Annotated in this window: 21 protein-coding genes and 1 pseudogene; 10 read left to right on the top strand and 12 right to left on the bottom strand. The window is 74.0% G+C overall.

The window, feature by feature from the left end; all coding sequences use genetic code 11:
- Positions 1–83 precede the first annotated feature (83 nt).
- The gene (locus Q5530_RS26925) at positions 84–1,538 is read right to left on the bottom strand and encodes a trypsin-like serine protease (RefSeq protein ID WP_415365567.1); all 1,455 of its coding nucleotides are present in this window, start codon (positions 1,536–1,538) and stop codon (positions 84–86) included.
- A 498-nt stretch (positions 1,539–2,036) separates the two neighbouring features.
- On the opposite strand from Q5530_RS26925, the gene Q5530_RS26920 reads away from it, so the two are divergent.
- Positions 2,037–2,864, top strand: a complete 828-nt coding sequence (locus Q5530_RS26920; RefSeq protein ID WP_415365566.1) for an SGNH/GDSL hydrolase family protein — start codon at positions 2,037–2,039, stop codon at positions 2,862–2,864.
- Positions 2,865–2,882: 18 nt separating this feature from the next.
- On the opposite strand, the gene Q5530_RS26915 is transcribed toward Q5530_RS26920, so the two are convergent.
- Positions 2,883–4,145, bottom strand: a complete 1,263-nt coding sequence (locus tag Q5530_RS26915; protein ID WP_415365565.1) for a PucR family transcriptional regulator — start codon at positions 4,143–4,145, stop codon at positions 2,883–2,885.
- A gap of 213 nt (positions 4,146–4,358) precedes the next feature.
- Between Q5530_RS26915 and Q5530_RS26910 the strand changes: the two genes are divergently transcribed.
- The gene (locus Q5530_RS26910) at positions 4,359–4,655 is read left to right on the top strand and encodes a hypothetical protein (protein ID WP_415365563.1); all 297 of its coding nucleotides are present in this window, start codon (positions 4,359–4,361) and stop codon (positions 4,653–4,655) included.
- 48 nt (positions 4,656–4,703) lie between these two features.
- Here the strand turns inward: Q5530_RS26910 and Q5530_RS26905 are convergent, their stop codons facing one another.
- Positions 4,704–5,726: a zinc-dependent alcohol dehydrogenase family protein gene (locus Q5530_RS26905; protein WP_415365561.1), complete on the bottom strand. Its 1,023-nt coding sequence runs from the start codon at positions 5,724–5,726 to the stop codon at positions 4,704–4,706.
- Positions 5,727–5,948: 222 nt separating this feature from the next.
- Here Q5530_RS26905 and Q5530_RS26900 point away from each other — a divergent pair, with 222 nt between their 5' ends.
- Positions 5,949–6,821, top strand: a complete 873-nt coding sequence (locus tag Q5530_RS26900; RefSeq protein ID WP_415365560.1) for a helix-turn-helix transcriptional regulator — start codon at positions 5,949–5,951, stop codon at positions 6,819–6,821.
- A 37-nt stretch (positions 6,822–6,858) separates the two neighbouring features.
- Here Q5530_RS26900 and Q5530_RS26895 read toward each other — a convergent pair whose 3' ends face one another.
- Positions 6,859–7,512, bottom strand: coding sequence for a TetR/AcrR family transcriptional regulator (locus Q5530_RS26895; RefSeq protein ID WP_415365559.1), 654 nt, complete (start codon positions 7,510–7,512; stop codon positions 6,859–6,861).
- Positions 7,513–7,615: 103 nt separating this feature from the next.
- Between Q5530_RS26895 and Q5530_RS26890 the strand changes: the two genes are divergently transcribed.
- Complete coding sequence (locus tag Q5530_RS26890) at positions 7,616–8,635, top strand: hypothetical protein (protein WP_415365558.1); 1,020 nt, start codon at positions 7,616–7,618, stop codon at positions 8,633–8,635.
- A gap of 606 nt (positions 8,636–9,241) precedes the next feature.
- On the opposite strand, the pseudogene Q5530_RS26885 reads toward Q5530_RS26890, so the two are convergent.
- The 6 genes and pseudogenes from Q5530_RS26885 to Q5530_RS26860 form a co-directional block, all read right to left on the bottom strand.
- A pseudogene (locus Q5530_RS26885) lies at positions 9,242–9,736 on the bottom strand (SDR family NAD(P)-dependent oxidoreductase); the annotation flags it as partial.
- A gap of 136 nt (positions 9,737–9,872) precedes the next feature.
- Positions 9,873–11,081, bottom strand: a complete 1,209-nt coding sequence (locus tag Q5530_RS26880; protein ID WP_415365557.1) for an MFS transporter — start codon at positions 11,079–11,081, stop codon at positions 9,873–9,875.
- A 14-nt stretch (positions 11,082–11,095) separates the two neighbouring features.
- Positions 11,096–12,325, bottom strand: a complete 1,230-nt coding sequence (locus Q5530_RS26875) for a diguanylate cyclase (protein WP_415365556.1) — start codon at positions 12,323–12,325, stop codon at positions 11,096–11,098.
- 523 nt (positions 12,326–12,848) lie between these two features.
- On the bottom strand, positions 12,849–13,409 hold the full coding sequence (locus tag Q5530_RS26870; RefSeq protein WP_415365555.1) for a cytochrome P450: 561 nt from the start codon (positions 13,407–13,409) through the stop codon (positions 12,849–12,851).
- Positions 13,406–13,579: a hypothetical protein gene (locus tag Q5530_RS26865; RefSeq protein WP_415365553.1), complete on the bottom strand. Its 174-nt coding sequence runs from the start codon at positions 13,577–13,579 to the stop codon at positions 13,406–13,408. The genes Q5530_RS26870 and Q5530_RS26865 overlap by 4 nt, the downstream gene beginning before the upstream one ends.
- A gap of 155 nt (positions 13,580–13,734) precedes the next feature.
- Complete coding sequence (locus Q5530_RS26860; protein ID WP_415365552.1) at positions 13,735–14,592, bottom strand: alpha/beta fold hydrolase; 858 nt, start codon at positions 14,590–14,592, stop codon at positions 13,735–13,737.
- Between the two features lie 110 nt (positions 14,593–14,702).
- Between Q5530_RS26860 and Q5530_RS26855 the strand changes: the two genes are divergently transcribed.
- Positions 14,703–15,182, top strand: coding sequence for a CGNR zinc finger domain-containing protein (locus tag Q5530_RS26855; RefSeq protein ID WP_415365551.1), 480 nt, complete (start codon positions 14,703–14,705; stop codon positions 15,180–15,182).
- Positions 15,183–15,213: 31 nt separating this feature from the next.
- Here Q5530_RS26855 and Q5530_RS26850 read toward each other — a convergent pair whose 3' ends face one another.
- Complete coding sequence (locus Q5530_RS26850; protein ID WP_415365550.1) at positions 15,214–16,023, bottom strand: NAD(P)H-dependent oxidoreductase; 810 nt, start codon at positions 16,021–16,023, stop codon at positions 15,214–15,216.
- 499 nt (positions 16,024–16,522) lie between these two features.
- On the opposite strand from Q5530_RS26850, the gene Q5530_RS26845 reads away from it, so the two are divergent.
- From Q5530_RS26845 to Q5530_RS26825, 5 genes are all read left to right on the top strand, one after another.
- Positions 16,523–19,882 carry a beta-L-arabinofuranosidase domain-containing protein gene (locus Q5530_RS26845; RefSeq protein ID WP_415365549.1) on the top strand — a complete coding sequence of 1,120 codons (3,360 nt, stop codon included), beginning with the start codon at positions 16,523–16,525 and terminating at the stop codon, positions 19,880–19,882.
- Between the two features lie 50 nt (positions 19,883–19,932).
- A complete protein-coding gene (locus tag Q5530_RS26840) occupies positions 19,933–21,246 on the top strand; it encodes an ABC transporter substrate-binding protein (protein ID WP_415365548.1) in 1,314 nt (437 codons plus the stop codon).
- A gap of 78 nt (positions 21,247–21,324) precedes the next feature.
- Entirely contained in the window at positions 21,325–22,275 is a 951-nt protein-coding gene (locus Q5530_RS26835) for a carbohydrate ABC transporter permease (protein WP_415365546.1), read from the top strand.
- Positions 22,275–23,153 carry a carbohydrate ABC transporter permease gene (locus tag Q5530_RS26830; RefSeq protein WP_415365545.1) on the top strand — a complete coding sequence of 293 codons (879 nt, stop codon included), beginning with the start codon at positions 22,275–22,277 and terminating at the stop codon, positions 23,151–23,153. Before Q5530_RS26835 ends, Q5530_RS26830 begins: the two co-directional genes overlap by 1 nt.
- 3 nt (positions 23,154–23,156) lie before the next feature.
- Complete coding sequence (locus Q5530_RS26825) at positions 23,157–25,160, top strand: glycoside hydrolase family 127 protein (protein ID WP_415365544.1); 2,004 nt, start codon at positions 23,157–23,159, stop codon at positions 25,158–25,160.
- A 117-nt stretch (positions 25,161–25,277) separates the two neighbouring features.
- Here Q5530_RS26825 and Q5530_RS26820 read toward each other — a convergent pair whose 3' ends face one another.
- Entirely contained in the window at positions 25,278–26,300 is a 1,023-nt protein-coding gene (locus Q5530_RS26820; RefSeq protein ID WP_415365542.1) for a LacI family DNA-binding transcriptional regulator, read from the bottom strand.
- Positions 26,301–26,304 lie beyond the last annotated feature (4 nt).

Raw genomic sequence — 26,304 nt, 5'->3', positions numbered from 1 at the left:
GTCGGGTGAGACCCGGGCCGCTCCGCGATCGCGGAGCGGCCCGGGTCGCGTTCGCCCTCACCGACGAGGTCGCGCGGGACCCGTCAGGTGACCGTGAGCGTGAAGTCCGCGCTGCCCGACTTCCCACCGCCGGTGGCCGTCACCCTGATCCGGTAGGTCCCCGCCGGCGTCGCGAACGACGTCATGACGTGGGCGCGGGCCGTCTCGCCGGGGTTCACCGTCGCGGGCAGGAACCGGACCGAGACACCCGGCGGGAGGTCGGCGGCGGCGAGCGCGACCGGGCCCGACGCGCCGGTGACCACCACCGACGGGAACGCCGAGCCGCCCCGGAACGTGCTCGCCGACGACGGCGACAGCGCGACGGTCAGACCGCCGGGCTGCTGGGTGCCCCGGACGGTCAGGGTGAGGGTCGCCTCGCGGCTGACCGACCCCGAGGTCCCGGTGACCCGGACCGGGTAGGTCCCCGCGGGAGTGCCCGACGAGGTGGTGACGGTCAGCTTCGCGGCGCCGCCGGACGTGATCGACGCGGGCTGGAACACCGCCTGCGCCCCGGGCGGCAGGTCCGCCGCCGACAGGGAGAGCTCCTCGGGCGCCGCGCCCGCGGTGGTCCTGACGGCCCCGGACGCGCTCTCACCGGCCGCCACGGCCAACGACGACGGGTCGACGGCCACGCCGAACTCCACCGGCTGCGGGTCACCGACCTGCTCCCGGACCCAGTCGCCCATCTCGTTGTCGAGCCGGGCGAAGACGCCGTACCAGCGGAAGTCGGACCGGCTCCACGAGGCCAGGCCGACGATCTTCCCGTCGACCACGAACGGTCCGCCGCTGTCGCCCTGGAGGATGGTGGTGCGGCCGTCGGGGTGGCCGGCGCAGATCATGGTGGCCGCCTTGAAGCCCGCGGCGACGCCCTGGCACCGGCTCGCCCCGTCCACGATCGGGAAGTCCTGCTTGTCCAGCGAGACGTCGGCCGGGACGTCGTCGTGGGTCTTCTTCCCGTAGCCGTAGCTGCGGCCGGTGTCGCCGACCCGCCAGATCCCGGCGTCGGCGGAGGTGGCGTAGCGGGCCCACTTCTCCGGCGGCAGCGGGATGTCCTCGTTCGTCGTGACCACCGCGACGTCGTAGCCCCGGTCCCAGTTGGTGTAGCGGGGGTGCTTGACGTAGGACCGGGTGGTCAGGGTCGTGCCGGTGCCCACCGCGAGGTCGTCGAGGCCGTGCAGGAACGTCTTGGCGCCGGCCAGGTCGTGGCAGTGCGCGGCGGTCAGGACGCGGCGCGGGCCGATGACGGCGCCGGTGCAGGACTGGCCCCGGGGGCGGCTGCCGCCCTCGCGCAGGTTGGCGATGACGGCGGGGAACTCGGACACGGTGGCGTCCTGTCCCCGGTAGATCTGGCCGGTGACCCCGTCCCAGGTGGACACGGAGTCGTCCGCGTAGGAGTTGCCGGGGTCGTGGGCGGGCGCGGCGGCGGGTGCGGCGGCGGGCGCGGCGGCCGTGGCCACCGCGGTCATCGGCACCACGCCGAGCACCACCCCCAGCGCCACGGTCGTGATCCTCCTGGACCGCGGGGGCGTTCCCCTCCGCGGGGGGCGTCCGCTCGTGACGCGGGTGGTGGGCAGGCGCCCTGGATCTCTCGAACGCATCGGTGTGCTCCGTTCACCACACCCCGCGGGCACCGCCGCGAAGTGCGGCGGCCGCGGACAGGGTGATCGGGCGGCGGCCGCCTGCGGTCACCATCCCGGTGCGCCCGGCCCCTGGCCAGACGTGGCGAATTGGCTGGGGATCCTCAATTTATTCGCGTGGTCGGCGTCCACCGCCCGCCCGGCCTCGTCGCAGGACCACGCGGGGGCCGGCCCGTGGGAACCGGGTCCGGGAACGTGGCGCGCTTCTTCGGCTGAGGTCCGGTGAGGTCCGGCCTTGTGACGTGTCACAAATCAGCCGGGGTGTTTCTGGCGGGGACCCTACTGTCTACCGGCGGGAACGCCGACAGGATGTGGGGGAAATCCCCACCTGCCGGTGGTCCGGCGAATTCGGAGGTAGTGGTGCGGCTACGCGAACGATGGGCGGCGGGCGCCGCGGTACTCCTGTCCTGCCTGCTGGTGGCGCCCGCCGGGCAGGCGGCCGAGCCCCTGGAGTACGTCGCCCTGGGCGATTCCGCGGCGGCCGGTCCGCTGGTGCCGGTCCAGGACGTCAACCTGCTGTGCCTGAGGTCCGAGCGGAACTACCCGGCGGTCGCGGCCCGCGCGTTGCGGGCGCGGTTGGTCGACGTCACGTGCTCGGGCGCCACGACCGACGACCTGGCCGGCCGGCGGTTCGGCTTCCTGCCGCCGCAGTTCACGGCGCTCGGGCCGGGCACCGACCTGGTGTCGATCACCATCGGCGCCAACGACGTCGGCATGTTCCAGGCGGCGCTGGGCTGCGTCAACCTCCTGCCCGACCCCTACGGGCGCTCCTGCGCCGACCACGGCCCCGACCTGCGCGGAGCGGTCACGGCCTGGGAGGCGGAGTTCGGCACGGCGCTGGCGGAGATCCGCCGCCGCGCACCGCGGGCGCAGGTGCTGGTCACCGGCTACGCCACCTACATCCGGCCCGGTGGGTGCTTCCCGACCCAGCCGGTGTGGGCGCGCGACGCCGACCACCTCCAGGGGCTGCTGGACGCGATCAACGCGGCGGCGCGGGACCAGGCGCGGCGGCACGGCGCGGCGTTCGTGGACCTGGCCGCGGTCTCGGTCGGCCACGACATCTGCGCCGCACCAGCCGCCCGCTACCTGGAAGGGCTGATCCCGACGCGGCCCGCGGCCCCGCTGCACCCCAACGCCGCCGGGATGGCCGCCTTCGGTGAGGCCGTCGCGGCAGCGGCCCGCCGCTGAGGCCACATCGCCCCCCGATCAGGTCCGCCTCGCCGCCCGTGCGACGAGCGCGGCCCTGACCAGGGCGGCATCACCGGGCTCGGCCGGGTTCAAGCCGGTCAGCTCCCGGACCCGCCGCAGCCGGTAGTCCACGGTGTTGGGGTGGACGTGCAGCTCGGACGCCGCCTGCCGCCGCCCGCCCGCGCGCAGGAAAACCTCCAGCGTGCGCAGCAGCTCGTCGTTCTCCTCCAGCGAGGACAGGAGGGTGGCCAGCCGGCCCAGCGCCCGGCTGGGGCGCGACATCTGGTACTCCAGCAGCAGGTCGTCCAGCCGGTAGGCACCGGGGGAGCGGCCGAACCGCAGCGCCACGTCCAGCACCTCGCGGGCCGTCACCGCCGCCTCCGGCACATCGGACGGCTCGGCCGCCACCACCCCCGCGGTCACCACCGCCCCCGCCGCCCGACCCAGCTCACCCACCAGCTCGTCCACCTCGGCCCACGTCCGCTCGGGCAGTACCCCCGGCCCGACCCTGCGGGGCAGCAGCGCCGTCCCGCCCTCGGGGGTCAGCGCGGACAGCACCGGCCCGCGCCGGTCCAGCCGCGCCCGGAGCCTCCGCAGCTTGCGCCGCCCCGCCACCACCGCGTCCACGCCCTCGACCGCCTCGTCCCGGTGCGGCCCCACCCCCAGCGCCAGCACCAGGTAGCACGGCGGCAGGGGCGTTCCGGACTGCGCCACCGCGGCGTCGACCCCCTCGCCGGAGAGCAGCGCGGACAGCACGGTGTGCTGGGCGGACCGCTCGTCCTCGGCGATCGCCTGCCGCTCGTCCACGTACCCGGCGGCCACCGCCGGGGTGACCAGCCCCAGGTAGCGCAGGGCCAGGGAGTTGACCGCCATGACCGCCCCGATGTCCCCGGGGCGGACGTCGGGGGCCAACGAGTCCCAGACCACCTGCACGCCGACGTGGTAGGCGGTCAGCACGACCTCGGCGGGTATCCCTTCCTCGGCCCTGCGGGCTGCGGACTCGCGCAGGAACGCCAACTCCGCCCGGCCGGGCGCGGTGCCGCTGCGCAGGAAGGTGGTGAACGACCGCAGCGCCCGCTCGACCACGCGGGCGATGTCGCCGGTCAACTCCTCGCGCGGGAGCCGGTCGTAGTCCGGTATGCGGGTGACGAGCTCGACCAACACCCGTTCGACGAGTGACGGCAGTTCGGAGGTCAGCCGTTCGTGTACCGGGTGACCGCCCAGTACCGGTGGTCGGGTCACCTCGGTGGCCGGGTCCTGCGCTCCCGTCGTCGAATCCACGCACCCATGATCCGCGACCGGTGGTGGGTTCGCGTGGCTTCAACGGGTGAGGGGGAGCCGTGCCCCGACCGACCGGCCCCCGGCAACGCCTTCCGGGCGTGTCGGGATCTGCGACATACATGCGCATGGCCTAATGTGTTGCTGCGTTCGGTCAACAGCGTTGAGGCAACCGGGTGCACGCAGCGGCCCGGTGACACGGAAGGCGGATCGCCCATGACCACCGCGCACCTGGAGCACACCAGCCACGACCACGGCCACGGCGAGGGCTGCGGCCACGTGGCCTTCCCGCACGAGGACCACGTCGACTACGTGCACGACGGCCACCTGCACCGCGCGCACGACGGGCACTTCGACGAGTGCGAGCCCGCCGGCCACGGCGCCCACGACCAGCACGACCACGGGCACGGCGAGGGCTGCGGCCACGTCGCGGTCCCGCACGGCGACCACGTCGACTACCTGCACGACGGCCACCGCCACGCCGTGCACGGCGAGCACTACGACGAGCACTGACCCGCGCGCCGTCCGGCTCCGCGGAGCCGGACGGCGGATCACCGGGGGTTACGGGCGCAGCAGGGTCTTGACGGCGCGGCGTTCGTCCATCGCCCGGTAGCCCTCGGCGGCCTGGTCGAGGGGGAGGGTGAGGTCGAAGACCTTGCCGGGGTCGATGCGCCGCTCCAGGACGAGGTCGATCAGCTCCGGCAGGAAGCGGCGCACGGGGGCGGGGCCGCCGTGCAGGTGGACGTGGGAGAAGAACAGCTCCATGCCGGGCAGCGCGACGTCGTGGGTGACGCCGACGTAGCCGACGTGCCCGCCGGGGCGGGTGGAGTGGATGGCCTGCATCATCGACTCCTGGGTGCCCACGGCCTCGATGACCGAGTGCGCGCCCAGGCCGTCGGTGAGGTCCTTGACCCGCGCCACGCCCTCGTCGCCGCGCTCGGTGACGACGTCGGTGGCGCCGAAGTCCAGGGCGAGCTTCTGCCGCGACTCGTGGCGGCTCATCGCGATGACGCGCTCCGCGCCGAGTTCCCGGGCCGCGAGCACGCCCAGCAGCCCGACCGCGCCGTCACCGACCACCGCGACGGTCTTGCCGGGGCCGACCTCGGCGGCCACGGCGGCGAACCAGCCGGTGCCCAGCACGTCGGAGGCGGCCAGCAGGGAGGGGACCAGGTCGTCGGAGGGCATCTCCGGGGTGGCCACCAGGGTGCCGTCCGCCAGCGGCACGCGCAGCAGCTCCGCCTGCGCGCCGATACCGCCCATCGGCACCCGGTGCACGCAGGAGGACTGGTAGCCGGCGCGGCAGATCTCGCAGGTGTTGTCGGAGGCGAAGAACGAGCCGACCACGAACTGGCCGGGCCTGACGTCGCGCACCTCGTCGCCGACCTCCTCCACGACGCCGACGTACTCGTGGCCCATCGGGCTCGGCCCGTCGACCCGCTCGATCCCGCGGTAGGGCCACAGGTCGGAACCGCAGACGCAGGTGGCGGACAGCCGGATGACCGCGTCGGTCGGGTTGACGATCCTCGGGTCCTCGCGTTGTTCGACCCGGACGTCGCCGGGGGCGTGCAGGACAGCACCGAGCATGTGGTTCTCCTCAACTCTTTCCGTTCGGGTGCCCGCCTGGTGCGGCCGGAACCGGGGTCGGGGCGTCCCACGTCGGGAATTGCCCCGAAGGGGTGAGCGGCGACGAACGGCCGACCGCCCCGGTGCCCAGCACACCACCGGCGTCCGCGACGAGGGAGTTCCTGCTGAGAGGTGTACCGGCAGGGCACCCCTGCCGCGGGTGGGAGCACCTAGCCTGGGGAGGTGGACCAGCGCAGCCAGATCCGCGAGTTCCTGACCTCCCGCCGGGCCCGGATCACCCCGCAGCAGGTCGGGCTGCCCTCCCACGGCACCCGCCGGGTCCCCGGACTGCGCCGCTCCGAGGTCGCCCAGCTCGCCGGGATGAGCGTGGAGTACTACTCCCGCCTGGAACGCGGCGACCTGTCCGGCGTGTCCGACCAGGTCCTGGACTCCCTGGCCCGCGCCCTGCGGCTGGGCGACGACGACCGCACCCACCTGGAGGACCTCGCCCGCGCCGCCGGTCCCGCGCCGCGCCGCCGACGCCGCCCCGCCCCCACGGCGGTCCGCCCCTCGGTGCAGCGGCTGCTGGACTCCATCGTGGACGCCCCCGCCCTGGTCATGAACGCCCGCGGTGACGTCCTGGCCACCAACGCGCTGGGCCGCGCCCTCTACGCACCCATGATCGAGGCCGCCCGCGGCGAGGTCCCCAACCACGCCCGGTTCATCTTCCTCGACCCCCGCTCCCGCCACTTCTGGGGCGACTGGGAGCGCGCCGCCGACGAGACCGTCGCCCTCCTCCAGGCCCAGGCCGGCCGCGACCCCTTCGACAAGAACCTGACCGACCTCATCGGCGAGGTGTCCACCCGCAGCGAGGACTTCCGCACCCGCTGGGCCCGCCACGACGTCCGTCAGCACCACCAGGGCGCCAAACCCTTCCTGCACCCCCTGGTCGGCACCCTGGACCTCACCTACGAGTCCCTGGACCTGTCGGCCGACGGCCTCACCCTCATCGCCTACGGCACCGAACCCGGCAGCGACGCCGAGGACAAGCTCCGCCTCCTGGCCAGCTGGACCGCCACCAACGCCCCCGCCGGCGACACGTCCGAACGGCGATGACCCGGCCCCGGCCGGTGGTCGGGCAGCGGGCGCCGGATCACGCGTCGGGACGCCGGTTCGGTCGTTCCGCCGCGGCGTCGAGGGCGGGTCCGAGCGGCGAGAGTGCCGCGCGGAGCAGGTCGGGCAGCGAACCGGACGGCACGACGAGCCCGCCGGCGGCAGGTGAGGTGGCCGAGAGCCGCACCCAGCGCTGGAGCGCGACGCGAACCGCGGCGGCCACGCTCGCGGCGAGCACGTGGGCGGTGTCCTCGTCGGTGTCGGCGAGGCGCGGGGCGATCGCGTCGGCGAGGGGGTGTTCGAGCGCGGTGGCGGTGTCGACGAACGCCTCGCGCAGCGGGGGGTGGGTGGTGATGAGCAGCAGCGCGTCGCGGTCGGGCCCGCCGGGGTCGGTGTACTGCTCCACGATCGCCTCGACCACGGCGTCGGCGAGGCCGACGTCGGCGGGCCGGGCGGCCACCGCCGCCGCGACGCGTGCCTCCCGCTCGGCGGTGACCGCGGCGACGATCGCCTGTTCGCGGCTGGAGAAGTAGTTGTTGTAGGTCCTCGGCGCGACCCCGGCCGCCTCGGCGATGTCGTCGACGCGCACGTTCTCCGGTCCGCGCGCCAGGGCCAACCGCAGGGCTGCCTCGCGCAACGCCTCCCTGGTGGCCTGCTTCTTCTGCTCGCGCAGCCCCGTCCGCCGTGTCGCCACGGGCCCAGCATCGCAGGAAAAGCGCGTACACGCAAACTTGCGCGCACGCACTTTTCATCCCTAGTCTCGGGCCCTCACACCCCGATGCGAAGGGATCGGATCCATGCGCGCCAAAGGCATCGCCTACGACACCGGCCTGCTCCTCGACGGAGAGCTCTCCCGCGAAAACTTCGACCTCGACGTGGTGCGGCGGGAACTGGCCATCATCCGCGACGACCTGCACTGCACCGCCGTGCAGCTCATCGGCGGCGTCCCGCAGCGGCTGGAACAGGCCGCCCGCCAGGCCGCTGAACTCGGGCTGGAGGTCTGGTTCTCGCCCTACCCGTTGAACCTGACGACCGCGGAGGCGCTGGCGCTGCTCACGGACTGCGCGCGGCGGGCGGAACGGGTCCGGCGCGCGGGCGCGGAGGTCGTGTTCGTCACCGGCGTCGAGCTGACCATCATGAACCGGGAGTTCCTGCCCGGCGACACCCTCGAAGAGCGGCTCGGCCGGTTGCTGGGCGAGCCGGCCGGCCGGGCCGAGCGGATCGCGGGGGCGAGCGCCCGCCTGGACGACTTCCTCGGCCGTGCCGTCGCCGCGGTCCGCGAGCACTTCGGGGGGAGGGTCACCTACGCCTGCGTGCCGTTCGAGCGCGTCGACTGGACGCGCTTCGACCTCATGTCGGTCGAACTCATCCGATCCGCCGAGGTGGCCGACCGGTTCCGGGAAGGCGTGCACACCCTCGTGGCGTCGGGAAAACCGGTCGCGATCACCGGCTTCGGCACGGCCACCTGGCGCGGGGCGGGCGACGTCGCCCCGCGCAGCATGGAGATCGTCGAGCACGACGCGGCCGGTCGGCCGGTCGGGCTGAACGGGGACTACCTCCGCGACGAGCCCGGCCAGGCCACCTACCTGCGCGAGCTGCTGGAGGTCTTCGACGAGGAGGGCGTGGACAGCGCCTTCGTGCACCTGTTCGCGCTCTACAACTTCCCCCACCGCCCCGACGATCCCCGTCGCGACCTCGACCTGGCCAGTCTCGGCATCGTCAAAGTCCTCGAACACGGCCACGGCCACACCTACCCCGACATGACCTGGGAACCCAAGGCCGCCTTCGCCGCCCTGGCCGACCACTACCGCGGCTGACGGGCCGGGCGGCGACCGACCCGGACGCCCTGTGGGCCGTGCGGCGACCGACCTGGACGCCCTGTGGGCCGACCGTGGCGTTCGCAAAGCCGTACGGCTCAGTGCGCAGCGCGCCATCGTCTGCCGGAGTGTGCGCGTAGGGCGTAAGGGCCTTGCGCGGCCGGGTGACCGCCGGCGGAACCGCGCCGGCCGGATGGCGGAGGTTGGCACACTGCCGCACACCTGCCCGGATCCTGATGGGGGGATGGCGTGAGGCGGCCGTCGGTGGTCACCATCGTCCTCATCGCACTGGCGGGCAACGCGGCGACCGGTGCCACCCGGGTCGGGCCCGGGTGTGCGCCGTGGATCTGGGGCGTGGCCGTCCTGCTCGGCTCGGCCGTCGTCGAAGTGCGCCACCGCCGGTTTCGTCGGGGTCCTACGGTTGCCAGGCCCCGGCGACGCGGTCGAGCCTGGCCCGGGAGGGCTCGCGGCAGGACCGCGTACAGCCGCAGCGCCGCGCCCACCCCCCCGTGGCACGCCCGCCGCGGCGCTGCGCGTCGCCGGCACGCGGACGACGGCGTGCGCGACGCGTTCCGCGGTGATCACCGGCATCAGCGGGCGGAAGTCCCTCGTCGTCACGGTTGCCTCGAACGGGGGCAGGACGGCCGACACGGCCACGCCGGTGCCCCGCAGTTCACGGCGCAAGGACTCGGAGAACGCCGGCACCGCCGCCTTCGTCCCGCTGTAGACGGCCATGCCGCGGACCGGTTCGACGGCCGCGATGCTCGCGATGTTGACCACCTGACCTCGGCCCCGCGCGACCATGCCGGGCACCACCAGGCGGCACGCGTGCACCAGCGCCCGGTAGTTGACGTCGATCACCGCGTCGATCACCTCGGCCTCGTGATCGGTGAACCTGCCGAACGGCAGGACGCCCGCGTTGTCGATCCACACGTCCACGGCGCCCGGCTCGTCGACGAGCCGCGCCAACGCCACCGCGTCCCGCACGTCCAGCGTCCGGTCGGCGCCGTCCAGCACGTCCACCGTGACCACCGTTCGCCCGCGCTCGCGCAGCAGCCGCGCGGTCGCGGCTCCCACCCCCCGTGCGCCGCCGGTGATCACGATCACGGCGCCGCCCCGGGTGTCACCCGCGGGTGCGGCGGCGGAGGTGGGTGCGGCACGGCGGCTCTTCACTCCCGGCGAAGATCCCGTCGGTCGGATCGGCCCATGCTGCTCAGCGGGACCCGTTCCCGGGGGATCACGCCCGGCGCTGAACCGCTCGCCACCGCGCCGCCAGGACCAGGGCCGCCACGACGCCGACGCCCCCGGCCGCACCGGTGACGAGGTGCGGTGCGGTGCGTTCGGCGGCCAGGCCGCCGAGGGTGATGCCGATGCCCTGGGCGGTCTGCATGGCGGTGATGGCGAAGCCGACGGCCTGGCCGCGGTGGGCGTCGGGTGTGCGCAGCACGAAGGTGGGCTGCGCCACGACGTGGTAGCCGGAGGCGGCGCCGGACAGCGCGAACAGGCCCACGACCACGGGGAGCGGGGGATCGGCCAGGCAGCCCAGCAGGGGCACACCGGTGCCGACGGCCAGCAGCGGCATCAGCCGGAGCTGGACGGACTCGGGCAGGGCGGCGACGGCGAGCGAGGCCGCGGCGCAGCCGGCGGAGTAGGCGGCGAACAGGACGCCGACGACGGCCGGGCCGCCGCCGAGGTGGGCCGCGTAGGGGGCGGCGAGGGCTTCGCCGACGATGTAGGTGCCGGAGAGGGCGGCGTAGCCGACGAGGACCAGCAGGCGCCGGTCGTGCCACACCACGCCCGCTCCCGCCCGCACCCGCTCCCACCACCCGAGGGCGTGCGGGCCCGCGACGGCGACCGGCGGCACGAACGCCGCGACCAGCAGCGCGGAGACGCCGAAGGTGGCGGCGTCGAGCAGGAGCGCGCCGCCGGGGCCGAGGGCGGCGACCAGGACGCCGCCGACGGCGAAGCCCAGGACCTGGCCGAGCTGGGTGACGGTGGACAGGGCGGCGATGCCGGTGCGTATCACGGCCGAGTCGGGGATCAGCGCGGGCAGCAGCGCCGAGCGCGCGGGCACGGCCGGGGCGCCGGCCAGCTGGACCACGACGAGCAGCGCGCACACCGCCTGCCAGGGCAGGCCGGGCCAGGCCATGGCCGCGACGACGGCGGCGCGGACGAGGTCGGCGGTGATCATCACGGTGCGCCGCGGGTAGCGGTCGGCCAGCCCGGCGAGCAGCGGGCCGCCGACCAGCGCGGGCAGGAACGTCAACGCGTAGGCCAGGGCGGAGAGGGCGGCGGAGCCGGTGCGGTCGTAGACCAGCACGACCAGCGCGACGCGGGCGAGCTGGTCGCCGACCACCGAGACCACGTGGGCGGTGAACAGCGCCCGGAACGCGCGCAGGGCGAAGACCTCCCGGTACCCGGCCGTGCCGTGCCGTTCCCCGGTCACGTGGCGCGCGTCCTTCAGGCCGTGCCGGCGCCGGCGACGCGGACCTGGTCGCGGCCGTGGTCCTTGGCCTCGTAGAGGGCGGCGTCGACGGCCAGCAGCAGGTCGGTCACCGTCGTGGCGGTGGTGGGGAACGCCCCGGCGCCCACCGAGAGGCTCAAGCCGGTGATGACGACGTCCTGGCCGGTGTGGTCGCGGGCGGTCACGTGGAGCACGGAGACAGCGGCCCGGATGCGTTCGGCGGTCCTCGTCGCGCCCGTGGCGTCCACGCCGGGCAGCAGCACCGCGAACTCCTCACCGCCCCAGCGGCCGACCAGGTCGGTGCCCCGCACCTCGCGGCGGACGGCCTCGGCCACCGCGCGCAGCACCTCGTCCCCGGCCAGGTGCCCGAAGCGGTCGTTGATGCGCTTGAAGCGGTCGAGGTCCAGCATCAGCACGCCGACCGGGCCGCCCAGCCGGCGGGCGCGTTCGAGCTCGGCGGCGGCCTGGTCGTGCCACCACTGCGCGGAGACCAGTCCGGTCTTGCCGTCCGTGCGGGCCGCCGCCCGGAACTGCGGCAGCAGCAGGCCCAGGTGCAGCGCGAGGACGGTGACCAGCAGCAGCGGCGCGGTCCAGGGCTGGTGCACCATGACCACCGTCACGGCGTAGCCCAACCCGACGGCCGCGGCGATGAGCAGCTGGTCCGAGGCCGGGCCGAGCGCCCGGTGCGCGGGCTCGTCGGGGTTGGTGGCGATGATCGCGCCGACCACCAGCGCGTAGTTCACCAGCCGGTAGATCAGCCCCGCCAGCACCAGGGCGACCACACCGCGCGGCCCGTCCAGCGCCGTGACCAGCGGTTGGCCGGGGTCGACGCCGGGGTAGAACGCGGCCAGCGCCAGGGTCGCGCCCGCGGTGGCCAGCAGCACGGTGCACGCGGAGAACACCTTGCGGTGGGGCACCGCCCGGCGCCGGAAGACCCGCAGCCACTCGTGGGCGAACGACGCGCCGATCAGCACCGCCTGCAACGGCACGGGCAGCAGCAGCACCCCGGCGAAGAACCACACCGATTGCAGGTGGGTGTACGGGGTGCCCTCCGCGGCGAGCTCCCGGACCCGCTCGATGCCCTGGGCCGCCTCCAGGTGGATGACCGAGGCCACCACCAGCACGCCCAACCACGTCCACGACCGCGTCGAGACCGGGGTAGTCACAGCGGTGGCGAGCAGGACGGCGTACGCGATCACCTGAACGGCGACCACGTATGCCAGCACGCCGCCGGGCAGCGACCATAGAGCCCAACGGCGTGGGTCCAGCCGACTCACGCTCTACCCCCGATCCCTCCACAGGACAATCGACTGTAACTGACCGGTAACGCAGTGTCAGGGGCTGGTCGGGGGACACGACCAGGGAACATCCGTCACCCACCAGGGAGATCACCGTGATCGACAACCTCAAGTCCCCCCGCACCGGCCGCCCCAGCGAGTGGACCCGAAGGACCGGTCGCCCCAGCGAGTGGCGAGGCTGAGACCGGACCGGGACGCCTCGCCGCCCCGCACCGGGTGGCGGGGCGCTCCTCCGCCGGTGGGGGTCCGGACGTGCGGCGCCGGCCACCCGGGACCACCGGACGACGCCGGGCTGTTCGACGGGGGTCCGGCGACGCGACCGGCGGACCGGCCGCCGGGCACGGCGCGGTGCCGGTTGCCGAACTGCGCGACGGGCACCGCCGTACGGTGTCGGTTCAGTGCAGGTGACGCATGACGTCCTCCTCCCTCCGCCGAACCGCGGGCTCGCGTGTCAGCCCCAGGCCAGGTCGAGCCGGTCGAGGCCGCGCAGCGTGGCGTTGCGGCGGAACACGGGTTCGCCGACCGGCCGGGGTCGTCGGTGGTGGCGGGCCAGGGCGCCGAGCGCCAGGCGGGTCACCAGCAGGGCGAGGGGAGCGCCCAGGCAGGCGTGCGGGCCGCGCCCGAAGGCCAGGTGCGGGTTCGGGTGGCGGTCCAGGCGCAGGGCGTCCGGGTCGGTGAAGGCGCGCGGGTCCCGGTCGGCCGCCGCGATCAGGACGGTGACGACCTCGCCGCGCCGGACCGGGTTCCCGTTGACCTCGGTGTCCTCGACGCACCCGCGGGCTTCGGCCTGGACCGGTCCGGCGCACCGCACGAGTTCGTGCAGCGCGGTGTCGGTCACGCCACCGGCCAGGGCGTCCAGGGAGCCGGGGGAGTCCAGGCAGGCCGGCAGGGCGTTGCCGAGCAGCCTGGCGGTCGACTCGTGACCCGAGTGCAGGACCACGCGCAGCGAGTTGCGCAGGACCGTGTCGGTCACCCGGTCGGGAGCGCGGTGAGCGGCCAGGTAGGCGGTCACGCCGCGGTCGCGCGCGGGCCCGTCGAGCCACCGGCCGGCCAGGGGTCGAGCACGTCGCTCCACCACAGGCCCTCGCGGCGGTGGAACGGCTCCCACGCCAGGGCCGGGTGCCGCAACGCCTCCGGGGTGAGCAGGCGCGTGATCGGATCGCGGACCGGTGCCTCGATCACCGAAACCTCCCGCTGCTCGACGGGCGAACACCTCCCAACACAGCACAGCCGCACGAGCGGGACAACCGACCCGCGACCGCGTTCACCTGTCGGCACAACGACTGTCCACTTGTGAGTGGCGCGCACCGGAGAGGCATCACTGCGCGCCACACGACCTACCCGGACACCCGCCCCAAAAATCCGCGCAGGTGACCCGCGACGACGTCCAGGTGGCTCTCCAGCAGGAAGTGGCCGCCGTCGACCAGGTGGACCTCCGCGTCCTCGGCGTCGCGGGCGAAGGCCCGCGCGCCCGCCGGGCCGAAGATCTCGTCGTTGCGGCCCCACACGGCGAGCACCGGGACGTCGCCGGTGCGCAGGAACTCGTGCAGCCGCGGGTAGAGCGGGCGGTTGTTCCGGTAGTCGCGGAACAGCGCGAGCTGGACCTCGTCGTTGCCCTCGCGCGAGACGAGGGCGAAGTCGTGCTCCCAGGTGTCCGGGCTGACCAGGCTCGGGTCGGGCACGCCGTGCAGGTACTGCCAACGGATGGCGTCGAGGCCCAGCGCGGCGCGCACAGCGGGTTCGGTGTCGGGACCGGGGTTCGCCCCGTACGCCCAGAGGTCGGTCCAGAACGACTCGACGAAGCCGTCCTCGTAGCCGTTGCCGTTCTGGGTGACGACGGCGGAGATCCGCTCGGGGTGGTCGAGGGCGAGGCGCCACCCGACGGGGGCGCCGTAGTCCTGGACGTAGAGGGCGTAGCGGTCCAGGCCCAGGTGGTCGAGCAACCCGGAGACGAGGCGGGCGAGGGCGTCGAAGGTGTAGGCGAACTCCTCGGCGGGGGGAGCGGCGGAGTGGCCGAAGCCGAGGTGGTCCGGCGCGATGACGTGGTGATCGCCGGCCAGCAGCGGGATGAGGTGGCGGAACATGAACGAGCTGGTCGGGTAGCCGTGCAGCAGGACGATCGCGGGGGCGTCGGCGGGGCCGGCTTCGCGGTAGAAGATCTCGTGGCCGTCGATGGTCGCGGTCCGGTGGTGCACCGGGTTCGTTTCTAACCCCTTTGAACACTTGATCCGGTTAGTCCGTCGCCATGCAAGCACGGGGTGGGCTAACCTGTCAAAGGGGGCGAACCGGTTAGAGGGGGGGGCCGATGGACCTGCTGCTGGACCTGCTCAACAGCAGGCCGCTGGTCGACGGCGAGGAGCGGGACGCGCTCGGTGACCCGGCCGGGGGCGGGCGCTGGGCGCGGGAGCGCGGTGGCGACGGCAGCCCCGAGGAACTGGCGCTGCTGCGCCGGGCGCGCGACGTCCTGGGGGACGTGGTGCGCGGGGGAAGCCCGCCCGCGGCGCTGGGGCCCCTGCTCGAAGGGGTCCGCCGGGTGCCGGGGTTCACGTCGGGTGGTCTTCGGTGGACGCTCGAAACCCCGCCGCACGCCCGACTGGCCGTCGAGGCGGTCCTCGCCTGGGCCGCCGCCGAGGAGCGGTTCCCCGGCCGGTTGCGCGCCTGCGCCAACGACGAGTGCCGGCTGTTCCTGCTCGACCGCAGCCGCGCCAACCGCGCCCGCTGGTGCTCGATGGCGGTCTGCGGCAACCGCGAAAAAGCACGCCGCCACTACGAACGCACCCGCTGACCCGTGGAGCACCGTCGCGGACGGGGCGGGCTCACCTGGGTCGGTCGTCCTCGGCCAGGTGGATCCCCAGGTCGGTGCGGCCCGGCATCAGGTCCTCCCGCAGCGCGCGCGTGCCCCGGTAGTCGCCGTCGCGCAGGCGCCGGAACCGCCGGGCGGGTTCGGTCGCGAGGCCGTCGATCCTGGTGACCAGGCGCTCGACCTGCTGTTCGACGGCCTCGGGGTCGAGCGCGTCGGCGTCGTGGACCACGTGCAGGTCCAGCACCTCGGTCCCGACGTACCACAGGACGCCGTGGGTGAGCGGGAACAGCAGGGAGTCGAGGTCGCCGCTGATCCCGCGCCGCCCGATGGAGCGTTCGTCCTCACCGGCGGTGACCACGACCAGCGCCCTGCGCCCGACCAGCCCGCCATCGCCGTACCGGCGGGGCACGCCCAGTTCGGGGTCGAGGTCGCCGTAGGCGAAACCGCTGGTCAGCACCCGGTCGAACCACCCCTTGAGGATCGCCGGCGGCCCGTACCACCACAGCGGGAACTGGAGGACGAGCAGTTCCGCCGCCGCGAGCCTGGCCTGCTCCTCCCGGACCTCGGCGGGCAGTTGCCCGCGGGCGTGGGCTTCCCCGGCCAGCTCGGCGATGTTCCCCGGGCGCCCCGGCGGTTCCCCGAGGTCGCGCTCCGACAGCACGGGGTCGAAGCCCTGGCCGTAGAGGTCCGAGACCGCCACCTCGTAGCGCTGGGACAGCGCCTTGGTCCCGGCCTGGAGCAGGTGGCCGTTCAGCGATTCGCGGCGCGGGTGCGCGTACACCCACAGCGCGGTGCCGGGCTTCGGCGGATGAGCGATGGTCATGCGGTCACCTCTCCGGGTTGGTGGTCGGTGCGGCCACGCCTGAAGTCAAGCAACGAACGACGAGACGAGGAATGGTCGAAGCCCTCATATCGATACTTGCGCGTCCGGGAACGGAGGCGGGTCGTGCTGCCGGGGCGCGTCCGGGTCGAAAACTTTTCGGTCCGGTGAGCGTGCCGGTGAGGGGTCGTACGTGCGCCCGCAGCCCCACCACCGGCGAAAATGGATCATTGACATCGGTGGAACATGTTGCCACGATCCCGAAAAGGATTTCGAACGCCTTCCGCCTGAAGGGCGGTGCCGCTTGGCCAGCCGGGTGCTCCGCAGTCCACCGCCGCGTCAGGCCCGAGCCGGCACGGCGGTCGCAGCCGTAGTCGCGGCCGTAGCCGCAGCCCCGGTCGCAGCCCCGGTCGCAGCCGGTGTCGCAGACGCAGCCGCCGGCTGAGCAGCGCGGTCGGCCGCAGGGCAAGGACCACCCGCTCCGCGAGAAGGGACGCTTCCGATGGCCGAACCCACCGGGGTTCCGTTCAGCCGCCGCCTGTTCCTCCACGCCTCCGTGGTCGGCACCGCCACCGTCGCCGGTGGGGTGCTGCCGGGCACCCGCCCCGAGGCCGTCGCCGCACCGGTGGCGGCGCCACCCCAGGCCGGTCCGGGCGGGACGGCGCCCGTGCGCCCGTTCCCGCTGCGCGACGTGCGGCTGGGAACCGGCCTGCTGAGCGAGAAGCGGGACCGCACCAAGGCGTTCCTGCGGGCCTACGACGAGCGGCGTTTCCTCGTGCTCTTCAACGACCAGGCGGGCAGGCCGAACCCGTCCGGGGTCGCCGTGCCGGGTGGTTGGGAGGACGGGGGGTTGCTCAGCGGTCACTGGGCCGGCCACTACCTGACCGCCCTCGCCCAGGCCCACGCCGACGGGGGAGAGGCGGTCTACCGGCAGAAATCGGACTGGGTGGTGGCGGAGTTGGCCGCGTGCCAGGCGGCGATCACCGCGCGCATCGACTCCGCGCCGGGTGGCGGCGGGGAACAGCCCGCTCCCCTGATCGGCCGGGTGCCGGGCCGGTTCGGCACCGCGCTCAAGCTCAACGGGACGAGCCGGGCGCAGTTCTGCACGCTGCCGCAGGAGGCGGTCAACCAGCTCACCGACTTCACCATCGCCTCCTGGGTCAACCTCGCCTCCCCCACCGACTGGAGCAGGCTGTTCGACTTCGGCCAGGGCACCACCGCCAACATGTTCCTGACCCCGCGAGCGGGCGTGGTCGGCAACGTGCCGCGCTTCGCCATCACCACCGGAGGCTCGGGTGGTGAGCAGCGGATCGACGGCACCTCGGCGCTGCCCACCGGCCGGTGGGCGCACCTCGCGGTGACCCTGGCGGGCACGACCGGCACCCTGTACGTCGACGGCAGGCCGGTCGGGTCCAACGCGACCATGACGCTGAACCCGTCCCACCTGGGCAACCCCGGGAACCGGTGGATCGGGCGATCGCAGTACGGCGACCCCTGCCTGGACGCGGCGGTCGACGAGTTCCACGTCTTCGACCGGGCGCTGACCGGGGCCGAGGTGCGGTCCCTGGTGGACTCCCCGGCCGGGACCACCGGTGGCGGCGGCATCGCGTGGTACCGGTTCGACGAGACCGGGGGCACGACGCTGGAGGACGCCTCGCCCAACAACCGGGACGCGGGCGTCGTGGTCGCCTCCTCCGGCGGCACCGCGGACTGGGTCCCGACCTTCCCCGGTTACCTCGGCGCGATCCCCGAGGACGCGGTGCTGCGCCTCGGCCCGCCGCGCTGGGCCGTCTACGGCGGCAACGCCCAGACCAACACCTGGGCGCCCTGGTACACCCAGCACAGGATCATGCGCGGTCTGCTCGACGCGTACTACCACACCGGCAACGCCCAGGCCCTCCACGTCGTGACGAGGATGGCGGACTGGGCCCACCTGGCGCTGACCGTCGGCGACCAGGGCCACCCCGACTACGCGGGCCCGCTGACGCGCGACGACCTCAACCGCATGTGGGACCTCTACATCGGCGGCGAGTTCGGCGGCGCGAACGAGGTCTTCCCGGAGATCGGCCACCTCACCGGCGACCCGAGGCACCTGGTGACCGCCAGGTGCTTCGACAACCGCGAGTCGCTGTTCGGCGCCTGCCTGGAGAACCGGGACATCCTCGTCGTCACGCCGCAGGACCGCCCCGGCCGCCGCCGCCCCGAACGGCTGCACGCCAACACGCACGTGCCGCAGTTCGTCGGGTACCTCAGCGTCTACGAGCGGGGCGGCGGGCCGGAGTACCTCACCGCGGCGAGGAACTTCTTCGGCATGGTCGTCCCGCACCGCGCGTTCGCCCACGGCGGCGTGGGCGGCAACTACCCGGGTTCCAACAACAACCTGGAGCTGTTCCAGAACCGCGGCAACGTCGCCAACGCCGCCGCCACCAGCGGCGCGGAGACCTGCACGACGTACAACCTGCTCAAGCTGGCCCGCAACCTGTTCCTGCACGAGCACGACCCGGCGTACGTGGACTACTACGAGCGCGGCCTGTTCAACATGATCGCCGGGTCGCGGGCCGACACGACGAGCACCGCCGACCCGCAGGTGACCTACTTCCAGCCCGTGGGGCCGGGCACCGCGCGCGGCTTCGGCAACACCGGGACGTGCTGCGGCGGCACCGGCCTGGAGAACCACACGAAGTACCAGGAAACCGTCTTCTTCCGCTCGGCGGACGACAGCGCGCTGTGGGTCAACCTCTACGTCCCCGCCACGCTCACCTGGGCCGAGAGGGGCTTCACCGTCACCCAGGAGACCGCCTTCCCGCGCCGGGACAGCACGAAGCTCACCGTCGACGGCACGGGCGGGCTGGACCTCGTGCTCCGGGTGCCCGCCTGGGCGCGACGCGGGTTCTTCGTCACCGTCAACGGTCGGGCGCGGGAGCTCGACGCGCGGCCGGGCACGTACGTGACGCTGAGCCGCGACTGGCGCCGCGGCGACGTGGTCGAGATCCGGATGCCGTTCAGCCTCCGGGTCGAGCGGGCCGTGGACCGGCCCGACACCCAGGCGGTCTTCTGGGGACCGCTGCTGCTCCAGGTCCTGGGCGACCCGGGCGGCGGGGCGTTCCCGGAGCTGTCGCTGTACCGCCACCTCAAGCGGGACGGCGACTACGCCCGCGCCGCGATCACGGCCGACGCGGTCACCGCGGCCGGCGACCCGACGTTCCGGGCGGGCGGGCTCACCCTGCGCCCGTACCACATCGGCGACGGCCGGGCCGCGTCGTCGTACTTCCGCCGGGTCGAACCGACGGTCGTCTTCGGCTCCGTCGACACCGGCGTGCCCAACCGCAAGCGCGACGACGGCCTGCCGCGCTACGACGTCCCGGTCGAGGGCGTCCCCTCGCCGGGCACCGACGGCCCGACGTTCCTGGACCTGCTCTGGGACCGGGCGCCGTTCGCCGACCACCCCCGGTTCGTCGCCGCGGTCACGGCGCTCGCCGACGCCTTCGCGGCCGCGGGCGCGTTCACCCGGGCCGAGCGGGACGAGGTCGTGACCAAGGCGGCCGCCGCCGCCCGCGAGCTGTCCACCACGCGCTTCGGCGTCCGCGTCGAGGCGGGCACCCGGCGCGTCGGCGCCACCGCGCACGTCTCCGTCACCGCGGTCAACACCGGCGACGTGCCCCTCACCGTCGAGATCACCACGGCGCACGGGTCGCGGACGGTCGCGGACGTCGCCCCGGGCACGTCGGCGCACCAGTCCTTCGACACCCGGGCCGGGTCCGTCGCCGCGGGCACCGCCACCGTCACCGCCACGGGCGTCGTCGACGGCCAGGCGGTGACGGAGGAGCACGCGGCGGCCTACGGCCGGGACCCCGTCGGGTGAGAGCGCTTTCGGAAGCACCGAGGACAGTCCACACACCGGGAGAACAACCCATGACCAGAACGCGAACGCGCGGCCGGCACCGGCGTCTCGTCGCCGTCGCGGCGGCCGTCGTCACCACGGCCGCGCTCACCGCCTGCGGCGGTTCGGGCGGCGGCTCCTCCACCGACGTCGCGGCGGGCGGCGCCGAGGGGGTCGACGACGGCACCACGCTGACCCTGTGGACCCGGGCCCCGCTGGAGTTCCAGGCCAACATGCTGGTCGAGGCGTACAACAGGACGCACGAGAACGAGGTCCAGCTGACCATCACCCCCAACGACGACTACGTCTCCCGGGTCGGCGCCGCCGCGGGCAGCGGGGACCTCCCCGACCTGTTCGCGGCCGACATCGTCTACGTCCCGAACTGGACGGAGGCCGGGCTGTTCGCCGACATCAGCGAGCAGGTCGAGCGGCTGCCGCACGCCGACGAGATCAACCGGGGGCACCTCGACGCGGGCACCCGCGCGGACCGGCGGCACGTCCTGCCGTTCGTGCTCGACCTGTCGGTGATGTTCTGGAACAAGGCGCTCTACCGGGAGGCCGGGCTCGACCCGGAGAAGGGCCCCTCGACGCTCGCGGAGTTCGCCGAGCACGCCAAGGCCGTGCAGGGGTTGGACCAGGAGGGCGTCCACGGCACCTCCTTCGGCGGCAACTGCGGCGGCTGCAACGTCTTCACCTGGTTCCCCACGATGTGGGCCTCCGGTGACGACCCGCTGCCCGCCGGCGGCGCCGAGAGCGGCCTGGACAGCCCCTCGGCCAAGCAGCTCTACGGCACCTGGCGCGACCTGTGGACCTCGGGCGCGGTCGACCCGGCCAGCCGGGACGAGACGGGCGCCAGCTGGGTGGCGGCGTTCCAGCGGGGCAAGATCGGCGTCATGCCGTACCCGGCGACCCTGCTGGCCACGGCGGACAAGACGGTCGACGTGGGCGTGGCCCCGATTCCCGGCGTCGACGGCGGCGGCTCGACCTTCGTCGGCGGTGACGGGATCGGCATCTCGAAGGACTCGGAGAAGGCCGCGCAGGCGTGGAACTTCCTGGCCTGGCTGATGTCGGAGGAGGCGCAGGTCGGCGTCCTGGCGGCCAACAACAGCTCGGTCGCCCGCGCCGACCTCGCGGACAACGAGCACGTCCGCGACGACCCCCGCCTGCGGGTGATCAACGAGGTCGCCGCGGCCCCGGACAGCCGGACGCCGGTGGCGGTGAACTTCCAGCAGGCGTTCAACGCCGCCGGGAGCCCCTGGGTGACGCTGCTGCGCAACCAGGTGTTCGGGGGCGGGGACAGCCTGGCGGAGGACAACGCCGCGGTCTCGGAGGCCCTGAGCCCGTAGGCCGCGCCCGTGGCGCCCGACCCGGCAGGCGCCCCTCCCCGCCGTCCCCCAGAGGCCGTCTCCAGAGTCGAGGACGCCATGCCCACCTCCCTCAAGCGCGCCCCCGCCCGTCCACCGGAGCAGACCGTCCCCGCGCCGCCGCGCCGCCGTTCCGCCAGGTCCCGCCGGAGCCTGACCGGCTGGGCCTACGCCGCGCCGACCGCGTTGTTCGTCACCCTGTTCTTCGCCGTGCCCGTGCTGCTCGTCGGCCGGATGTCGATCTCGGACTGGGGCCTGTTCGCGGGCAACCGGGGGGTCGACTTCCCGGACAACTTCACCGACGCCGTCGACCTGCGGCTGTTCTGGCCCGCGGTCCGGTTCACCGTGAAGTACACGGTGATCACGACCGTCATCCTGATCGGCCTGTCCCTGGTCCTGGCGCTGCTGGTGCAGGAGTCCACCCGGTGGACGGGGTTCCTGCGCACGGCCGTGCTGGTGCCCGGCGCGCTGGGCCTGGCCTCGGCGTCGCTGCTGTTCTACGCGCTCTACTCGCCGCAGAGCGGTCCGTTCGGCGAGGTGCTGCGCGACGTCGGGCTGGCCGACGGCCCGGTGTCGTTCCTGGGCACCCCCGACGCCGCGCTGTGGTCGACGGTCGGCCTGATCGTCTGGCGCTTCGCGGGTTTCTACACGCTGCTGCTGCTCGTGGCGCTCCAGGGCATCTCCGCCGACGTCTACGAGGCCGCCGAGCTGGACGGCTGCAACCGGTGGCAGCGGTTCACCAGGATCACGCTGCCGCTGCTGCGGTCCTCGCTGGCGATGTGCGCGATCCTCTGCGTCACCGGGTCGCTGCTGGCGTTCGACCAGTTCTACATCCTCACCAAGGGCGGACCGGACAACGGCACGATGACCATCGTCCAGCTCATCTACAACGCCGCGTTCCAGGGCGGCAACGACCTCGGCCTGGCCGCCGCCCTGTCGATCATCGTGCTGGTGGCGCTGCTGGTCCTCAACCTCGGGCAGTTCCGCTGGCTGCGCGGGAAGGACGCCTGATGGGCACCACGCCCGACACCCGCCCCGTCCGGCCCGCGCGCGACGGCCGGGGCACCTCGCTGCCGGGTTTCGTCGTGCGCACGCCCTACTACGTGCTGACCGGCGGCCTGGCGCTGCTGTTCCTGTTCCCGATGGTGTGGGCGGCGGTCGCGTCGGTCTCCCCGCAGGCGGGCACGGCGCAGGCCGACGGCTGGGGCTTCGCCAACTACGGCACGCTCGTGGACTACCAGGCGGGGATCTGGCGGTACCTGCTCAACAGCGCGGTCGTCTCCGGGCTCACGGTGGTCTTCACGCTCACGATCGCGCTGCTGGGCGGCTTCGCGTTCGCCCGGTTCGACTTCCCCGGCAAGGACCTGCTGTTCCTGGTGACGCTGGCGATCCTCATGGTCCCCTACGCGACCCTGCTCATCCCGCTCTACGTGCTGCTCAACGCGCTGGGCCTGCAGAACTCGCTGGTCGGACTGGCGCTGGTGCTGACGATGTTCCAGCTGCCGTTCGCCACGTTCATGATGCGCATCTCGTTCGAGGCGCTGCCCAAGGAGCTGGAGGAGGCCGCGTTCGTCGACGGCTGCGGCACCTTCGCGGCCCTGCGCCGCGTGCTGCTGCCCGCCGTCCGACCGGGACTGGTGACGGTCGGGCTGTTCGCCTTCCTGGCGGCTTGGAACGACTTCATCACCCCGCTGGTGCTGATCAGCGACTCGGACAAGGTGCCGCTGCCGCTGGCGGTCGCCAACCTCCGCCAGCAGGTCATGGGGGTCATCGACTACGGCGCCACCGAGGCCGGCGTGGTCGTGCTGGCCGTGCCCTGCGTCTTCCTCTTCCTCGTCCTCCAGCGGCAGTACGTCCGCGGGTTCATGTCCGGCGCGCTCAAAGGCTGAATGATGACTCCTGAAACCGTTGGCCTCGACGAGGCGCACACGCCCGGCATCCCGACGCACGAGGCTTCGGCGCCCGGCACCCCGGCACGCGAGGTCCAGGCGCACGACACCCCGACCGGGGGTCGCCCGGTGGTCCCGAGCCGCGCGCGGCTGCGGCCGCTCGGCACCCGGGACGTGCGGCTCACCGGCGGGCACTGGGGGGAGTTCCAGGAGCGCAACCGGCGGGCGGTCCTGCCGCACGTCGAGCACTGGGTGGAGCGGACCGGGTGGCTGGGCAACTTCGACGCCGCCCGCACGGGCCGGCTGCCCGCGGACCGGCGCGGCCGCGAGTTCTCCGACAGCGAGGTCTACAAGCTCCTGGAGGCGATGGCCTGGGAGCTGGACCGGGAGCCCGACCAGGGGCTGGAGGACCGGTTCCACGCGATCGTGGTCCGGGTCGCCGCCGCCCAGGAACCCGACGGCTACCTCAACACGAGGTTCGGCAGGCCCGGCCAGGCGCCGCGGTGGTCGGACCCGGAGATGGGCCACGAGCTGTACTGCGTCGGGCACCTGGTCCAGGCCGCGGTCGCGCGGGCCCGCACCGGCCACCCCGACGACCTGCTGGTGCGGGTCGCGCGCCGGGCCGCCGACCTGGTGTGCGCGGTGTTCGGGCCGGACGGGCGGGCCACCGTCGACGGGCACCCGGAGATCGAGCCCGCGCTGGTGGAGCTGTACCGGGTCACCGGCGAGCGGCGGTACCTAGAGCAGGCCAGGCTCTTCGTCGAGCGTCGCGGCCACCACGTGCTCGACGAGGTCGAGTTCGGCCGCGAGTACTTCCAGGACGACGTCCCGGCCCGCGAGGCGCGCGTGTTCCGCGGGCACGCCGTGCGGGCGGTCTACCTGGCCGCGGGTCAGGTGGACCTGGCCGCCGAGACCGGTGACGAGGTGTTGCTCGCCGCGGTCGCCCGGCAGTGGCGGCACACGGTGGCCGCGCGCACGTACCTCACCGGCGGCATGGGGGCGCGGCACCAGGACGAGGCGTTCGCCGAGGACTTCGCGCTGCCGCCGGACCGCGCCTACTCCGAGACGTGCGCGGGCGTCGGCTCGGTGATGCTCGCGTGGCGGCTGCTGCTGGCCGAGGGCGACCCGGCCTACGCCGACCTCATCGAGCGGACGCTGTTCAACGTGGTCTCGACCTCGCCGTCCGCCGACGGTCGGGCGTTCTTCTACGCCAACACCCTGCACCGCCGCGAGCTGGGCGCGGTCCCCGCCGCGGACGAGCCCAGCCCGAGGGCCTCGTCCTCGCTGCGGGCCCCGTGGTTCGAGGTGTCCTGCTGCCCGACCAACCTCGCCCGCACCCTGGCCTCGCTGGCCGCCTACGTGGCCACGTCGGACGACGAGGGCGTCCAGCTGCACCAGTACGCCGCGGGCACCGTCGAGGGTGGACTGCCCGGCGGCCGGGGCGTCCGCCTGGTCGTGACCACGAGGTACCCCGCGGACGGCGAGGTCCGGGTGCGCGTCGACGGCGACGACGAGCGCCCCTGGACCCTGTCGCTGCGGGTGCCCGGCTGGGCGCGCGACGGCGCGACGCTGACCGTCGGCGGGACGACCAGGCCGGTCGGTCCCGGCGTGGTCGCCGAGCGGCGGTCGTGGCGGCGCGGCGACGAGGTGGTGCTGCGCCTGCCGATGGCGCCCCGGTTCACCCACCCGGACCCGAGGATCGACGCGGTGCGCGGGTGCGTGGCGGTGGAGCGGGGGCCGCTGGTGCTCGCGGTGGAGTCGGTGGACGTGCCCGGCCTCGACGCCGTCGACCACCTGCGCGTCGACCCGGCGGTGCCGCCGAGGGAGGTCGACGGGCGGGTCGTCGTGCGCTGCACGCGGGTGGCACTCCCGGAGCCCGGCTGGCCGTACCGGCACGACCCGGCGCCGGCCGGGGCACCCGGGTTCGAGGACGTGCCGCTGGTGCCCTACCACGCGTGGGCGAACCGGGGGCCGTCGACCATGCGGGTCTGGTTGCCCGCGGTCTGAGCGGCCGCGGGGGAGCCGGTGCCGAGCGTCGTCCCGGACGGCGGCGGCGTCCCCGCGGTCGGGCTGATCGGCCATCGGTGAGCCGGAGGTGCGTGGACCGGTGCCCCGCCACCGCCGTCACGTGGTGGCCGGCGCGGTGGACTCGCGCACCACCAGCCGGCACGGGTGCCGGACCACACCGCTCGGCTGCGGCCCGTCCAGGGCTTCGAGCAGCAGGCGGGCCGCCGCGGCGCCCAGGTCCTCCAGGTCGAGGTCCACCGTGGTCAGCGGCGGTCGGCAGTCGGTGGCGAACTCCTCCCAGTTGTCGTAGCCGACGATCGCCACGTCCTCGGGGACGCGCTTGCGCAGGTCGTGCAGCGCGTCGGCGACGCCCACCGCGATCTGGTCGTTGCCGCAGAAGACGGCGTCGACCTCGGGCGCGGTGGCCAGCAGCACGCGCGCGGCGTGCCGGCCCCACCGCTGCGTCCACTGCCCGTGCAGCGGCCCGCCGCCGGCCATGGTCAGGTCGTGCTCGGTCAGCACCCGGCGCGTCCCGGTGACGCGGTCGCGGGCGGCCCGGTAGGTCTGCGGGCCGGTGATGTGGCCGATGTGCCGCCGGCCCAGCGACACCAGGTGCTCCACGGCCAGCCGGGCGCCGCCCTCGTCGTCGGCCAGCACCGACAGGTCCTCGGGGGCCTCGGACTCGCCGTAGACGTAGACCACGGGCACCGGGATGTCCCGGGTGAGCGAGGGGCGCAGGTCGTTGTCGTCGCCCAGCACGATGAACCCGTCCACCTGGCGGGAGAGCAGGGTGCCGATGTAGTGGCGGCGGCGGATCGCGTCACCGCGCGCGTCGCACAGCAGCACCGACATCTGCTCGTTGGCCAACGCGTTCTCCACCCCGAGCAGGACCGGGATGGAGAACCGGCCGCCGAGTTCGTCGGTCAGCAGGCCGATGGTGCGGGTGCGGCCCGAGATCAGGCCGCGCGCCAGGGCGTTCGGCTGGAACGACAGCCGGGTGGCGGCGTTGAGGACGCGGGCCCGCGTGGCGGGTGCCACCTCGTCGCGACCGTTGAGCGCCTTCGAGGCGGTGGAGATCGACACACCGGCCAGCTTGGCCACGTCGTTGAGGGTCGGCGAGGTCGACCGCTGCCTGCCCATCGAA

This window comes from Saccharothrix sp. BKS2, assembly GCF_047689505.1.
Lineage (GTDB): Bacteria > Actinomycetota > Actinomycetes > Mycobacteriales > Pseudonocardiaceae > Actinosynnema > Actinosynnema lopnurensis.
This window is presented reverse-complemented; position numbering and strand designations above follow the sequence as displayed.